This is a genomic window from Saccharopolyspora sp. NPDC045839, from assembly GCF_056431645.1.
In genome coordinates, this window is the sequence record NZ_JBWKKH010000013.1 from 41,416 (window position 1) to 54,455 (window position 13,040).

Here is a 13,040-nt window from a genome sequence, read left to right on the forward strand (position 1 = left end):
CAATTCGTGAGAAGAAAACACCCGCACCCGCTCGGTAATGTCGCGGTCACTGGTCCCTTTCCCCCGATGACCGTCGTGCCGAACGACGGCAGTTCCGCATCCGCCGAACGCAGGGAGCGCCATGACCGCCCACGATGCCGTCGAATTCGATCCGTTCGCCGCCGAAATGGTCACCGACCCGCATTCCTTCTACCACCGGATGCGGCGCAGCTGCCCCGTTTTCCTCAGCTCCATGTCGTCGGACATGTGGATGGTCAGCGACGACGCGAGCCAGGTCTTCGTGGTGACCACCTACGAAGACCTGGCCTTCGTGCTGGAGCACCCGGAGCTGTTCCCCTCCGGCAACAAGACCGGCCCCGAGGACCCGCCCGAGGTCCAGGCCGAACTCGCCCGCGGCCTGCCGAAGGCCACCACGCTCTACGAGTCCGACCAGCCCGGGCACACCCGGCTGCGCTCGCTCATCCAGTCCGCGTGGACACCCGGCCGCATCGCCCGCTGGGAACCCCGGATCCGGGAAGCCGCCCGGGAACTCGTCGAAGAACTCGCGCCGCGCGGTTCCGCCGAACTGGTCGAGGACTACTCGGACCGGCTGATGAACACGGCGATCCTGGACTTCATGGGCGTCCCGCGCGAGGACCACGAACGCATCAAGCACTGGGACAAGCTCTGGGTGAAGGTCTTCATCCCCGGTCACCCGCTGGAGGACCAGCGGTCCGCGGCAGCCGAAATCGTGACCTACCAACGGTATCTGGAGGACCTGTTCGAGGATCGCCGCAGCAACCCCCGGGACGATCTCGCCTCCGCCCTGGTGCACGCCAGGACCGAGGACGGCGAAGCGCTGACCATGCCGGAGCTGGTGTGGGGCCTGATGGAGCTCTACGGCGCCGGCTACGGCAACACCACCGAGGGCCTGGCGAACATCCTCAACCTGCTGCTCGAACGGCGCGAACTCTGGGAGGACCTGCTCGCCGACCCGAGCGCGGTGGAGCACGCCGTCGAAGAAGGGCTGCGGCTGGACGGCCCGGTGCAGTGGCTGTCCCGGGAAGCCGCCGCGGACGTCGAGCTGGGCGGCACGAAGATCCCGAAGGGCTCCACGGTGCTGGTCTCCTACGTGGCGGCCAACCGGGACCCGAAGGACTTCCCGGAACCCGATGAGTTCCGCATCCAGCGCCGCGGCGTGAGCACCACGGGCGCCCGGCACGTCGCGCACGGCCGCGGCATCCACTACTGCGTCGGTGCCGGCTGGTCGCGGACCGCGATCCGCATCGGGCTCGAAGCGCTGCTGCAACGCATCCCGGATCTGCGACTGCAGGACGGCTTCCAGGCCGAGTACCACCTGCCCGCGCCGATGATCCGCTGCGTGCAGACGCTACCGGCGGTGTGGTCGCCACGGAAGTGAAGAAGAGCTGCTTGGGAACTAGTTCCGCACACGGCAGAATGCGGGGGGCACGGATCGCGATCCGTGCCCCCCGCCGGCGGAAATGGGCTCACTCCGGAGCGTCCACCTGCAACAGCGAGAACTGGTTCTTGTCCTCATCGGTGAACACCGCGGTCCACCCGAACGGCAACTGCATCGGCGGCTGGGTGAACGGAACACCCCGCGCGCTCAATTCCTCGTACGTCGCCTTGATGTCGCGGGTGACGAACTGCAGACCGGTGAACTCGCGCATCAGATCTTCCTGGTACAGCGGATTGTCCTGCGGGAACAGCACGATGGACGTGCCTCCGCCCGCCACTCCGACCTCGACCCAGCGGATGGGCCCGAACGCGTCGTCGCGCCGGAGTTCCAGACCGAGCTTGTTCGTGTAGAAGTCGACGGCTCTGTCCTGATCGGTTACGAAAATCGTCACGCTGGCCAGCCCTGCGAGCACGGTTTCCTCCCACCTGACGGCGAACAACGACCATTCATCGGCATTTCCAACCTATTCGAGCCGCCCGAACGCGCCCTTCTCCCAAGTTGCCAATGAGGTCTTTCCAGCCTCGTTCAGCGTGGCGGTGCGGGTGGCGGAACCTCAGAGCTTCCCTGGTCTGTGGGTGCCTCTCCTGATGTATGACCAATACACGGCGGAGAGGCCGTCCTCGCTCAGGAGTGCCCCGGGGCACGGGCGGAGTGAACCCGCGGCGGCGCACGCTGCGAAGGTGAGCCAAGCGCTACGCGCTTGCGGCGGCTCGCACCGGCCGGGCGCCCAGGTGTGGCGGCTGCGGTCGCAGCCAGAATGAAAAAGAATCAATGCCCACCGCGAATCGCGGCCGAGGCGCCGGAGTCCCCCGCGCCCGGCGTATCCTGGGCGGCGCGGTAGCGCGGACCCGGGAAGGACGTGGGGTGACCAGGAGGATCGACGACGTCATCGGGACGGGCCGGGCCGAACTCGCCCAGACCGAGCCGACGTCGGCCGCCACCAGCTGGCACACCGCGGTGGAGCGGGCCGTGCAGCAGATGCGCGAGAACCTCGCCGATCCCCAGTACCTGGCCGATCACGCGCGCGCCGGGCTGTTCAGCCCGTTCCACTTCCACCGGGTGTTCCGCAACGTCACGGCCGCCACGCCGGGCCGGTTCCTGGCCGCGCTGCGGATCGCCGAGGCGCAGCGCCTGCTGATCCGCTCCCCGTTGCGGGTCACCGACATCGCCGCCCGGGTCGGCTATTCGAGCCTGAGCACCTTCACCACCCAGTTCGCCCGCCTGGTGGGCCTGTCACCGCGCCAGTTCCGCGCCATGGCCATCGAGTTCGGCGACCGGCCGCTGGCCGCGCTCGCGGCCCGGGCCCCGGCCGCGCCGTCCGGCCACGACGAGGTGCCCGTCGTCGTCGACGGCGCCGACGACGGCATCTTGTTCGTCGGCCTGTTCCACCACGGGATCCCGCAGGGCGCTCCGGTCAGCTGCGCGGTCCGGCCCACCCCGGGGCCGGTGCGGCTGCGCCGCCCCCGCGACGGCGAGTACCACGTCCTCGCGGTCTGCTTCGACCCGGACGTCCGCATCGCGGAATCGCTGGACCACCGGCACGACTGCCGGGTGGTCGCGGCGAGCTCCATGACGGTGCCCGGCGGGCGGGCCTGCCACCTGCGGCTGCGCCGCCCGCGCCCCACGGACCCACCGGTCGTGCTGGCCCTGCCGCTGCTGGGCTGACGCGCGCGTCAGGAATTGGCCTCGTAGCACTCCCGCAGCAGGGCGACCACCTCGTCGTCCACTCCCGACTCGGCGGTCAGCGCGATGCGCACGTTGCCCTTCGGCAGGCTCTTCGCCGGCAACAACCGCCCGGCGGGCTGCCTGCCCGGCAGGTGCAACCCGACGTCGAGCCTGGATTTGGTGCTGGGCTTGACGATCGCGAACGTCCGCTTCGGCGACACCAGCGACACGTAGGTCTTGCGGGCCTGGATCGTGACCACGCCGAGGTCCACCACGGCTTCCAGCAGCTCGTCGAACACCGGCCGCAGCGCCTGCCGGTCGGCGAACTGCTCGTCGATGAGCTCCGCCGGATCGGTCCGCATGAACTCGGGGTAGCCGTAGGTCTCGTACACCAGCAGGTCCTGCGAATAGCCCCCGACGCCCTGCTCGCCCAGCCACGCCCGCAACCGCGGTTCCGACGTCGTCCCGGACGCCGCGACCCGCTCCTTCCACTCCGCCAGCCCCGCACCGGTGCGCTGCTCCAGCAAGCCGGCCGCGTGATCCATCATCGACTGCCAGCCGACCAGGTTCATCCCGTCGCGTTGCGCCATGCCGTGCTCACCCTTCCTCGACGCGGACTCCCCACGGTGCCAGATCCGCGCGAGCCGGAGTTCGCCCAGATTGCGGAGCCTAGCGGCGCTCGTAGCGGATCCGGCACGGCGAACCCGGACGGGTGACACCCAGGTCGACGTCCGGCCGCGGATCCGGCACCGACATGTCCAGCCGGTAGCGCGCCAGCAGCCCGCCCAGCAGCACCTTGGTCTCGTTCGTGCCGAACGCCTGCCCCGGGCACCGGTAGAACCCGCCGCTGAAACCGATCAGCGCGTGCGGATTCCGCTTGTCCTCGGCGCGTTCCGGGCCGAACCGGTCCGGGTCGTAGCGCTCGGGATCGGCGAACACCTCCGGCAACCGGTGCGCGACGCTCGGGCACAGCATGGTCAGCCACCCCTCGGGCACCCGGTAGCCGCCGATCTCGTACTCCACCGCTGTCGTGCGCGCGTAGTGGCTCATCACCGGCCGCATCCGCAGCGACTCCTTGAACGCGCGCTCCAACCGGGGCAGCCGCGCTCCCGCATGCGGGCACCCCGCGGCGGCACCACCGCGGTCCGCATCGATCTCTTCGACCACCGCGTCCAGCTGCGCCGGGTGCTGCAGCAACTGCACCAGCGTCCAGCAGGCCTGCGCGGCGGTGGTGAGGTAGCCGGTGAACAACGTCGCCATCGCCATCCCGACCTGCACGTCCGGCCCTTCGGCCCGCAGTGCCGCGTCGTCCACCAGCGACTGCAGGAAGTCGTCGTAGCCGCCCGAGCGGGCCCGCTCGGCGAGGACCGGCCGCAGCATCTCACCGAGCCGCCGCCGCGCCCGGTCCCTGCGGCGGAAGCGGGGCAGCGGCAGGTTCGGCGGCAGGATGAACTCCATGCCCCGGGCCAGATCCACCAGCAGCGGCCGGAACTCGTCGATCCGCGCCCGGATCTCCGGTCCGAGCAGCGCGCCGGCGGCGATGCGCATCACCAGCGGCTCGAAGGTGTCCCACAGCTCGAACTCGCCCGACCGCCCCAAACCGGCCAGCCACCGCTCGGTCTCCTCGGCCATCACCTCGGTGTACGCGGTGAGCCGGCCGCCCTGGAACGCCGACTGCAGCATCGACACGTGCCGGCGCCGCCGCTCGGTGTCGGTCGCCGCCATCAGCAGATCGCCGAACATCGGGACGGTGAACCGGTAGATCTCCGGCACCGAGAGCTTCCGGTCCACCTCCCGGAAGAAGAACTCGTGGTGCTCGGGCCCGATCAGCATGACCCCCTTCATCGGCCCGAGCCGGATCGTGAAGATCGGCCCGTGCTCCCGGTAGGCCCGCATGAACGTCGCGTGCTGGTCCTTGCGCCACTCGAGGAAACTGCCGAGCAGCGGCAGTCCGCGCACTTCGGGCGGGAGCGCCGGTTCGACGGCGGCAGTGGACACGACGGCCTCCTGATCAGATCCGGAACTCGAACATCTGCCGCAGTTGCCGGAGCTGGGCGCGCTGCGGCGCGTGGCTGAGCATCCATTCCCGCAGCCGCCCGGCCACCGGCCCGGGCCAGCCACCTATCCGCGCCAGCATCCGGGCTTGCGACGTCGCCGCGTTCGCGCGCCCCTGCCGCTGCCGCTCGTACGCCCGCAGCGCTTCGGGCACGCTCGGCGTCGCGGCCAGGTGGGCCGCGAGCACCGCGGCGTCCTCGAACGCCTGCGAGGTGCCCTGGCCCATGTTCGGCATGCTCGGGTGCGCGGCGTCGCCGACCAGCGCGACCCGGCCGCGGCTCCAGGCGCGCAACGGACGGCAGTCGAAGATGTCGGTGGCCACCACCTGCGCCGGATCGGTGGACCGCAGCAGCTCCGGGATCGGCTCGTGCCAGTCCCCGAACCGCCGCAGCAGCCAATCCGCACCGCCCTGCCGGGCTTCGGCGGAGGGCGCGGAGGCGAACCAGTACACCCGGTCTCCGGTGAGCTTCCAGATGCCGAACGCGTCCGCCCCGCCCATCGAGAGCAGGCCGGGCGCATCCGGGAGCCCGAACGGGATGGTGGCGCGCCAGACGACGACCCCGCAGTGCCGCAGCCGCCGCCCCAGCTCCGCGGATTCCCGCACGGCAGACCGAATGCCGTCGGCTCCCACCACCAGGTCCGCCCGCACCTCGCTGCCATCGGCGAACTCCGCCACGGCGTGCGCACCGGCATCGCGCACCCCGACGCAGCGCGCCCCGAACCGCACCGCTTCGGGATCGAGCAGCCCGCGGAGCGCGGCCAGCAGCTCCGCGCGGTGCACCGCCATCCCGTTGCCGCCGACGGATTTCATCACTTGCTCGGAGACCTCGTAGAGCGTCCGGCCGTCCGCCGCCCGCATCGCCATCCCGGCCGCCGGATGGGCCCGCCCGCGCACCGCGTCACCGGCGCCGAAGGCGTCCAGGGCGGCGAATCCGTTCGGCCACAGCGTCAGGCCGTTGCCGTGGCGGCGGAGCGCTTCGACCCGCTCGTACGCGACGGCCTCCAGTCCCGCCCGGCGCAGCGCGATCGTGGTCGCCAGCCCGGCGGGCCCGGCGCCGATGACGGCGACCCGCGGTCGGCCGGTCATGCCAGGATCGTGGTGAGCAGGTCGTCCGGCACCAGTCCGAGCTGGTTGAGGAAGTGCAGCTCGTCCATCACGTTGTAGTGCTCGACGATCTTGCCGTCGACGATCCGGACCTGGCCCATCACCTGCACCCGGACCCGCCGGCCGGTGGCCCGGACGCCCTGGAAGTCGTGCTGGTGCGTGCAGGTCGCGGTCATCCGCACGAACAGCCGGTCGCCGTCGGCGGCGAGCTCCTCGATCTCGAAGGCGAGGTCCGGGAACGCGGCGCGGAACCCGCCCATCAGCTCGGCGACCTCGTCGCGGCCGTAGGTGCCGAAGCGGCCGTGGTGGACCATCCCGGGCGACCAGACCCGGAGCACCTCCTCCTGGTCGCCCCGGTTCATCGCGGCGACGAACCGGCGGAACATGCGCTCGTTGTCCTCTTCGACCATCGGGCACCTCCGTGCGGTGGAACCGGCGACGTGGGAGAACTCGTGCTCGACGATATGGCGACGCGGTGGCGGCGTTCTTCTCGCGCCTTGCCCGATCGACCCGAAGATTGATTTCGATCGACACTGAAACCTTCGTAGATATGAAAGATATTCACCGAGCGTAGGGTGGCGGCATGGCCGAACCCGTCATGTTGATCACCGGCGCGTCGCGCGGCATCGGCGCGGCCACCGCCCGCGCCGCCGCAGCGGCCGGTTACCGCCTCGCCCTGCTCGCCCGCTCCGCGGACTCCCTGGCCCCGCTGGTCGACGAGCTGGGCGACGACGCGCTCGCCCTGCCCTGCGACATCACCGACTGGCCCGCGCTCTCCGCCGCCGTGCAACGCGTCGAGGACCACTTCGGGCGCCTGGACGCGGCGTTCGCCAACGCCGGGCTGAGCATGGAGACGTCGTTCCTGGGCAACGGCGGCACCGACCCCGAGCAGTGGCGCGACATGGTCCTGACGAACGTCTACGGCGCCGCCATCACCGCCCGCGCGGCGCTACCGGCGCTCACCCGCACGAGCGGCCACCTGCTGCTGACCGGCTCGAACGCCGGCCGCGGCATCCGCCCCGGGAACCTCTACTCCGCGACCAAATGGGCGGTCACGGGCCTGGCGCAGAACATCCGCGCCGAATGCGTGGGCACCGGCGTCCGGGTCACCCTCGTCCAGCCGGGCATGGTCGCGACCGAGATGACGGCCTCCACCCAGGACGCCCCGAAGCTCCGCGCGGAGGACATCGCCAACGCCGTCCTCTACGCACTCCGCCAGCCCCCTGGCGTCGACGTCAACGAAGTGGTCATCCGCCCGGTCGGCCAAGACCCGAACCGCTGAGCCCCGCCGCAGAAGAGGCGCCCCGCACCGAGCTGCTCGGTGCGGGGCGCCTTCGTCCGGAAGCGCCGGTCACAGCGAACTGATCAGGCGCTCCACCCGCTCGTCGACCGCCCGGAACGGGTCCTTGCACAGGACGGTCCGCTGCGCCTGGTCGTTGAGCTTCAGGTGCACCCAGTCCACCGTGAAATCCCGGCCCGCGGCCTGCGCGGCGGCGATGAAGTCACCGCGCAGCTTCGCCCGCGTGCTCTGCGGTGGCGTGTCCTTGGCGGCCTCGATCTCGCCGTCCTCGGTCGCCCGGTCCACCAGGTCCTTGCGCTGCAGCATGTCGAACACTCCGCGGCCCTGGCGGATGTCGTGGTAGGCGAGGTCGAGCTGGGCGATGCGCGGGCTGGACAGCTCCAGACCGTGCTTGTTGCGGTACCGCTCCAGCAGCCGGTGCTTGATCGCCCAGTCGATCTCCCGGTCGATCAGCGAGAAGTCCTGCTGCTCGATCGCGTCCAGCGTCCGGCCCCACAGCTCCAGGATCCGCTCGGTCATCGGGTCCGAACCGCGCCGCGCCACGTGGTCGACCGCCCGGCCGTAGTACTCCCGCTGGATGTCCAGCGCGGACGCCTCCCGGCCGCCGGCCAGCCGCACCGTGCGCCGCCCGGTGAGGTCATGGCTGATCTCCCGGATCGCGCGGATCGGGTTGTCCAGGCTGAAGTCCCGGAACTGCACGCCCTGCTCGACCATCTCCAGCACCAGGTTCGCCGAGCCGACCTTGAGGAGCGTGGTCACCTCGGACATGTTGGAGTCGCCGACGATGACGTGCAGCCGCCGGTACCGCTCGGCGTCGGCGTGCGGCTCGTCGCGGGTGTTGATGATCGGCCGCGAGCGGGTCGTCGCGCTGGAGACGCCCTCCCAGATGTGCTCGGCGCGCTGCGACAGGCAGTACACCGCGCCGCGCGGGGTCTGCAGCACCTTCCCGGCGCCGCAGATGAGCTGGCGGGTCACCAGGAACGGCAGCAGCACGTCGGCGATCCGGGAGAACTCCCCGGACCGGCCGACCAGGTAGTTCTCGTGGCAGCCGTAGGAGTTGCCCGCCGAGTCGGTGTTGTTCTTGAACAGGAAGATGTCCCCGCCGATGCCCTCGTCGGACAACCGGCGTTCGGCGTCGATGAGCAGGTCCTCCAGGATCCGCTCGCCCGCCTTGTCGTGGGTGACGAGCTGGACGAGGTCGTCGCATTCCGCCGTGGCGTACTCCGGATGCGAGCCCACGTCGAGGTAGAGCCGGGCCCCGTTGCGGAGGAAGACGTTCGACGACCTTCCCCACGACACGACCCGCCGGAACAGGTACCTGGCCACCTCGTCCGGGGACAGCCGCCGCTGCCCGTGGAACGTGCAGGTGACCCCGAACTCGGTTTCGATGCCGAAGATCCGCCGCTGCATGCTTCCACACTAGGCGCAAACACGGCTTCTCGGCGGTCCGCCGTTCGGGCACCGGTAGTGCGTTTCTCACGCGGGACCGGTTGCACCGCGTCATCACGCCCACGGGCCGGCCCGGCACGACTCGGTGCGCGGCCGCCGCCAAGCCGACCCGCATCGCACCAGAAGTGCTCAACGGCACCAGGAACCACAGCATCTTGTGGCCCCCAACCGGATCCGGCCCAGGCACGAGCGGCGGGCGGCCGTCCGGGGAGCCCGGACAGCGGTGGAGGGCACCTCCTCGCCGGAAGATGCCCTCCACCCGTGGCCGAGAGGACTACTTGTCCTTCTTGGTCTCGTCCTCGGAATCGCCGTCGGCGGATTCCGCTTCGGACTCCGGCTCCTTCGCCGGGAGCAGCGCCGTCAGCGCCGCGCCCTGGATGCGGCGGAAGGTGCGGTGCGGCCGGGCGCGGTCGAGCACCGCCACCTCGAGCTGGCCCATGCCCAGCTCCCGGGTGCTGTCCCCGCTAGAGGACAGGGCCTCGACCGCGAGCTTCGTCGCGTCGGCGAGTTCCAGGCCGTCGCTGAACGAATCCTTCAGCGTGCTCGCGATCGCCTCGGCCTGGCCGCCCATCACGACGTACTGCGGTTCGTCCACGATGGACCCGTCGTAGGTCAACCGGTACAGCTGGTCCGTCTCGGCGGTGAAACCGACCTCCGCCACGCAGATCTCCACCTCGAACGGCTTGATCTGCTCGGTGAAGATCGCGCCGAGGTGCTGGGCGTAGGTGTTGGCCAGCGACCGGCCCGTGACGTCGCGGCGGTCGTAGGAATACCCGCGGACGTCGGCGATGCGCACGCCGGCCACCCGCAGGGCCTCGAACTCGCTGTAGCGGCCCACCGCCGCGAATCCGATGCGGTCGTAGATCTCGGAGACCTTGTGCAGCGTCGGAGACGGGTTCTCGGCGACGAACAGCACGCCACCGGCGTACTTCAGCACCACCACGCTGCGGCCCCGCGCGATGCCCTTGCGGGCCAGCTCGGAACGCTCCCGCATCAACTGCTCGGGAGAGGTGTAGAACGGCATCGTCACGGCTGTGCACTCCTGGTTCGAATCTGCTCGCTCGGGCAGGCGTGATCGGGGCCCGGCGGCACCGGGCCGCGGCGTCAGCCGCCGGGGTTCTCCAACCGGCCGTTGATCACCTCGGTGGCGACCTCGGCCGTCCGCTCCTCGGGCACCCGCACGGCGCCGTCTGCGGCGGTGATGGTGATGACCGACGGGAAGATGCGCCGGGACACGTCGGGACCGCCGGTGGCGGAGTCGTCGTCCGCCGCGTCGTAGAGGGCCTCGACGGCCGTGCGCACCGCGGCGTCGGCATCGGCGTCCGGGTCGTAGCGCTTCTTCAGCGCCGACTTCGCGAACAGCGAACCCGAACCGACCGCGTGGTAACCGCCGACCTCGTCGTACCGGCCGCCGACGACGTCGTAGGAGACGATCCGGCCGGCCCGCTCGGGGTCGTCGGCGTCGAGGTCGTACCCGGCGAACAGCGGCACCACCGCGAGGCCCTGCATCGCGGCCTGGAGGTTGCCGCGCAGCATGTTGGCCAGCCGGTTCGCCTTGCCGTCCAACGAGAGCGGAACGCCTTCGAGCTTTTCGTAGTGCTCCAGCTCCACCGCGTACAGCTTGACGAGCTCCTGCGCGACCCCGGCGGTGCCCGCGATGCCGACGGCCGAGTAGGCGTCGGTGACGAACAGCTTCTCCATGTCCCGCTGGGCGATCAGGTTGCCCATGGTGGCTCGGCGGTCACCGGCCAGCAGGACGCCGCCGCGGAAGGTCACCGCGACGATCGTGGTGCCGTGCGGGGCCTGCACGGTGCCTTCCGGCACCTTGCGGCCGCCGGGCAGCAGTTCGGGCGCGGTCGCGCGGAGGAAGTCGGTGAACGAGTAAGACCCCGGCGTGAGGTAGGCGGCGGGCAGGGCCTGGCCCGAGCTCGGATCCATCAGCGACATCGTCTCCCGATCGAAGGGCTTTCGACTTCAACAGCACTTTAGTCATGATCCGGCGCACAGCCGACAACGCCGGGCCGGAGTTTCCGGCCCGGCGTCGACGTCACGACCGGGCCCGCCGGGCTACTGGCCGCCCTTCTGCACGTAGGCGCGGACGAAGTCCTCGGCGTTCTCCTCCAGGACGTCGTCGATCTCGTCCAGGATGGCGTCGACGTCCTCGCCGAGCTTTTCGCGACGTTCCTGACCGGCGGCCTCCGGACCCTGCTCTTCGTCGCCTTCGCCGCCGCCGTGCCGCTGAACCTTTTCCTGGGACATCTTGCCTCCCGGTGCTCGCCTTTCGGATGTTCTCCCGGCAGTGGGGACACCCTGCTGTGAACACTACCCATCCGACACCCGTTCGCCCACGTCCAGCCGGGCGTCATTTCGATCATCCACACCGGGCTGACGTGCACGAAACGTGTTCACCGGCCGGTGGATCAGCCCTTCGTCAGCGAGTCGACCAGCTCTTCGGCGCTGGCCGCCGCCTCCAGCAGGGCGCCCACGTGGGCCTTGGTGCCGCGCAGCGGTTCCAACGTCGGGATGCGCACCAGGGATTCCCGGCCCAGGTCGAAGATGACGGAATCCCAGGACGCCGCGGCCACCTCCGACGGGTAGCGCTCCAGGCACCGGCCGCGGAAGTAGGCGCGGGTGTCCTCCGGCGGCGTGGTCACCGCATCCCGCACCTCCTCCTCGCTGACCAGGCGCTTCATCGAGCCGCGCGCGACCAGCCGGTTGTACAGGCCCTTGTCCAGGCGGACGTCGGAGTACTGCAGGTCGACCATGTGCAGCCGCGGCGACGCCCAGCCCAGGCCGTCGCGCGCCCGGTAGCTCTCCATGAGCCGGAGCTTGGCGGGCCAGTCCAGCCGGTCGGCGCAGTCCATCGGGTCGCCGCCGAGCAGGTCCAGCACCTCGCCCCAGGTGTCCAGCACGTCGCGGGCGGGGCGCTCGGCGCCGTGCTCGTCGAGGTACCGGGCGGCGCGCTCGTGGTAGGCGCGCTGCAGGTCCAGGCCGGTGAACCGGCGCCCGTCGGTGAGCTCGACGGTCTGCTTGAGGGTCGGGTCGTGGCTGATCAGGTGCACCGCCTGCACCGGGTCGGCCAGCTTCAGGTCGTCGAAGCGCTGCCCGGACTCGATCATGTCCAGCACCAGCGCGGTGGCGCCGAGCTTGAGGTAAGTGGAGGTCTCCGCGAGGTTGGCGTCGCCGATGATGACGTGCAGCCGCCGGTACTTGTCGGCGTCGGCGTGCGGCTCGTCGCGGGTGTTGATGATGCCGCGCTTGAGCGTCGTCTCGAGGCCGACCTCGACCTCGATGTAGTCGGAGCGCTGGGAGAGCTGGAAGCCGGCCTTCTCCCCCGCCTGGCCGAGACCGACGCGCCCCGAACCGCAGATCACCTGGCGGGACGCGAAGAACGGGGTCAGGCCGCCGATCACCGAGGTGAACGGGGTGCTGCGGGACATCAGGTAGTTCTCGTGGGTGCCGTAGCTGGCGCCCTTGCCGTCGACGTTGTTCTTGTACAGCTGGATCGGCGCGCTGCCCGGCACGCTGGCGGCCCGGATCGCCGCCTCCTCCATGACGCGCTCACCGGCCTTGTCCCAGATGACCGCGTCGCGCGGGTTGGTCACCTCGGGCGCCGAGTACTCGGGGTGCGCGTGGTCGACGTACAGCCGCGCGCCGTTGGTGAGGATGACGTTGGCCGCCCCGAGGTCGTCGCCGTCCGATCCGTTGGTCTGCTGCGCCGCTGTGCTGAGGTCGAAACCGCGGGCGTCGCGCAACGGCGACTCGACCTCGTAGTCCCAGCGCGCGCGCCGCGCCCGCGGGATGTCGGCCGCCGCCGCGTAGGCCAGCACGATGTGCGTGGAGGTCAGCACCGGGTTGGCGCCGGAATCGCCCGGCACGACGATGCCGTACTCCACCTCGGTTCCCATGATCCGCCGCATACCTCGCAGCGTACGGGGTCTCACCGACCAAGCGGAGTGCCGCACGCCACAGGGATCCGAGTCGAACCGATTCGGCGCAACGCGTGT

General features: G+C 70.6%; 13 protein-coding genes. 3 read left to right on the top strand and 10 right to left on the bottom strand.

Translation table 11 applies throughout. The features are described 5' to 3' along the window. Window positions 1–121 precede the first annotated feature (121 nt). Window positions 122–1,399, top strand: coding sequence for a cytochrome P450 (locus AC07EQ_RS19830; RefSeq protein ID WP_478389397.1), 1,278 nt, complete (start codon window positions 122–124; stop codon window positions 1,397–1,399). An 88-nt stretch (window positions 1,400–1,487) separates the two neighbouring features. Here AC07EQ_RS19830 and AC07EQ_RS19835 read toward each other — a convergent pair whose 3' ends face one another. Beyond that, complete coding sequence (locus tag AC07EQ_RS19835) at window positions 1,488–1,871, bottom strand: VOC family protein (protein ID WP_478389398.1); 384 nt, start codon at window positions 1,869–1,871, stop codon at window positions 1,488–1,490. A 452-nt stretch (window positions 1,872–2,323) separates the two neighbouring features. Here AC07EQ_RS19835 and AC07EQ_RS19840 point away from each other — a divergent pair, with 452 nt between their 5' ends. Next, complete coding sequence (locus AC07EQ_RS19840) at window positions 2,324–3,124, top strand: helix-turn-helix domain-containing protein (protein ID WP_478389399.1); 801 nt, start codon at window positions 2,324–2,326, stop codon at window positions 3,122–3,124. Between the two features lie 8 nt (window positions 3,125–3,132). Here AC07EQ_RS19840 and AC07EQ_RS19845 read toward each other — a convergent pair whose 3' ends face one another. From AC07EQ_RS19845 to AC07EQ_RS19860, 4 genes are all read right to left on the bottom strand, one after another. Further along, window positions 3,133–3,714 carry a DUF5655 domain-containing protein gene (locus AC07EQ_RS19845; RefSeq protein ID WP_478389400.1) on the bottom strand — a complete coding sequence of 194 codons (582 nt, stop codon included), beginning with the start codon at window positions 3,712–3,714 and terminating at the stop codon, window positions 3,133–3,135. 79 nt (window positions 3,715–3,793) lie between these two features. Continuing rightward, entirely contained in the window at window positions 3,794–5,122 is a 1,329-nt protein-coding gene (locus AC07EQ_RS19850) for a cytochrome P450 (protein ID WP_478389401.1), read from the bottom strand. 13 nt (window positions 5,123–5,135) lie between these two features. Continuing rightward, window positions 5,136–6,266: an FAD-dependent monooxygenase gene (locus tag AC07EQ_RS19855; protein WP_478389402.1), complete on the bottom strand. Its 1,131-nt coding sequence runs from the start codon at window positions 6,264–6,266 to the stop codon at window positions 5,136–5,138. After that, on the bottom strand, window positions 6,263–6,694 hold the full coding sequence (locus tag AC07EQ_RS19860) for an ester cyclase (RefSeq protein WP_478389403.1): 432 nt from the start codon (window positions 6,692–6,694) through the stop codon (window positions 6,263–6,265). The genes AC07EQ_RS19855 and AC07EQ_RS19860 overlap by 4 nt, the downstream gene beginning before the upstream one ends. A gap of 173 nt (window positions 6,695–6,867) precedes the next feature. On the opposite strand from AC07EQ_RS19860, the gene AC07EQ_RS19865 reads away from it, so the two are divergent. Next, the gene (locus AC07EQ_RS19865) at window positions 6,868–7,566 is read left to right on the top strand and encodes an SDR family oxidoreductase (RefSeq protein ID WP_478389404.1); all 699 of its coding nucleotides are present in this window, start codon (window positions 6,868–6,870) and stop codon (window positions 7,564–7,566) included. Between the two features lie 69 nt (window positions 7,567–7,635). Here AC07EQ_RS19865 and pafA read toward each other — a convergent pair whose 3' ends face one another. The 5 genes from pafA to dop all read right to left on the bottom strand — a co-directional run bounded on the left by pafA (window position 7,636) and on the right by dop (window position 12,953). Next, window positions 7,636–8,994, bottom strand: a complete 1,359-nt coding sequence (pafA, locus tag AC07EQ_RS19870; protein WP_478389405.1) for a Pup--protein ligase — start codon at window positions 8,992–8,994, stop codon at window positions 7,636–7,638. Between the two features lie 313 nt (window positions 8,995–9,307). Further along, on the bottom strand, window positions 9,308–10,063 hold the full coding sequence (gene prcA / locus AC07EQ_RS19875; RefSeq protein WP_132480541.1) for a proteasome subunit alpha: 756 nt from the start codon (window positions 10,061–10,063) through the stop codon (window positions 9,308–9,310). A gap of 74 nt (window positions 10,064–10,137) precedes the next feature. Continuing rightward, complete coding sequence (prcB, locus tag AC07EQ_RS19880) at window positions 10,138–10,971, bottom strand: proteasome subunit beta (protein ID WP_478389406.1); 834 nt, start codon at window positions 10,969–10,971, stop codon at window positions 10,138–10,140. Window positions 10,972–11,100: 129 nt separating this feature from the next. After that, window positions 11,101–11,292, bottom strand: a complete 192-nt coding sequence (locus AC07EQ_RS19885) for a ubiquitin-like protein Pup (protein WP_010310552.1) — start codon at window positions 11,290–11,292, stop codon at window positions 11,101–11,103. A gap of 161 nt (window positions 11,293–11,453) precedes the next feature. After that, window positions 11,454–12,953, bottom strand: a complete 1,500-nt coding sequence (gene dop / locus AC07EQ_RS19890) for a depupylase/deamidase Dop (protein ID WP_478389407.1) — start codon at window positions 12,951–12,953, stop codon at window positions 11,454–11,456. Between the last annotated feature and the right edge of the window lie 87 nt (window positions 12,954–13,040).

Excerpts from the sequence above, each read along its gene's own strand:
- AC07EQ_RS19830 (WP_478389397.1), top strand. The coding sequence starts at position 122 with ATGACCGCCCACGATGCCGTCGAATTCGATCCGTTCGCCGCCGAAATG.
- AC07EQ_RS19845 (WP_478389400.1), bottom strand. The coding sequence starts at position 3,714 with ATGGCGCAACGCGACGGGATGAACCTGGTCGGCTGGCAGTCGATGATG.
- AC07EQ_RS19855 (WP_478389402.1), bottom strand. The coding sequence starts at position 6,266 with ATGACCGGCCGACCGCGGGTCGCCGTCATCGGCGCCGGGCCCGCCGGG.
- AC07EQ_RS19860 (WP_478389403.1), bottom strand. The coding sequence starts at position 6,694 with ATGGTCGAAGAGGACAACGAGCGCATGTTCCGCCGGTTCGTCGCCGCG.
- AC07EQ_RS19865 (WP_478389404.1), top strand. The coding sequence starts at position 6,868 with ATGGCCGAACCCGTCATGTTGATCACCGGCGCGTCGCGCGGCATCGGC.
- pafA (WP_478389405.1), bottom strand. The coding sequence starts at position 8,994 with ATGCAGCGGCGGATCTTCGGCATCGAAACCGAGTTCGGGGTCACCTGC.
- prcB (WP_478389406.1), bottom strand. The coding sequence starts at position 10,971 with ATGGATCCGAGCTCGGGCCAGGCCCTGCCCGCCGCCTACCTCACGCCG.
- AC07EQ_RS19885 (WP_010310552.1), bottom strand. The coding sequence starts at position 11,292 with ATGTCCCAGGAAAAGGTTCAGCGGCACGGCGGCGGCGAAGGCGACGAA.
- dop (WP_478389407.1), bottom strand. The coding sequence starts at position 12,953 with ATGCGGCGGATCATGGGAACCGAGGTGGAGTACGGCATCGTCGTGCCG.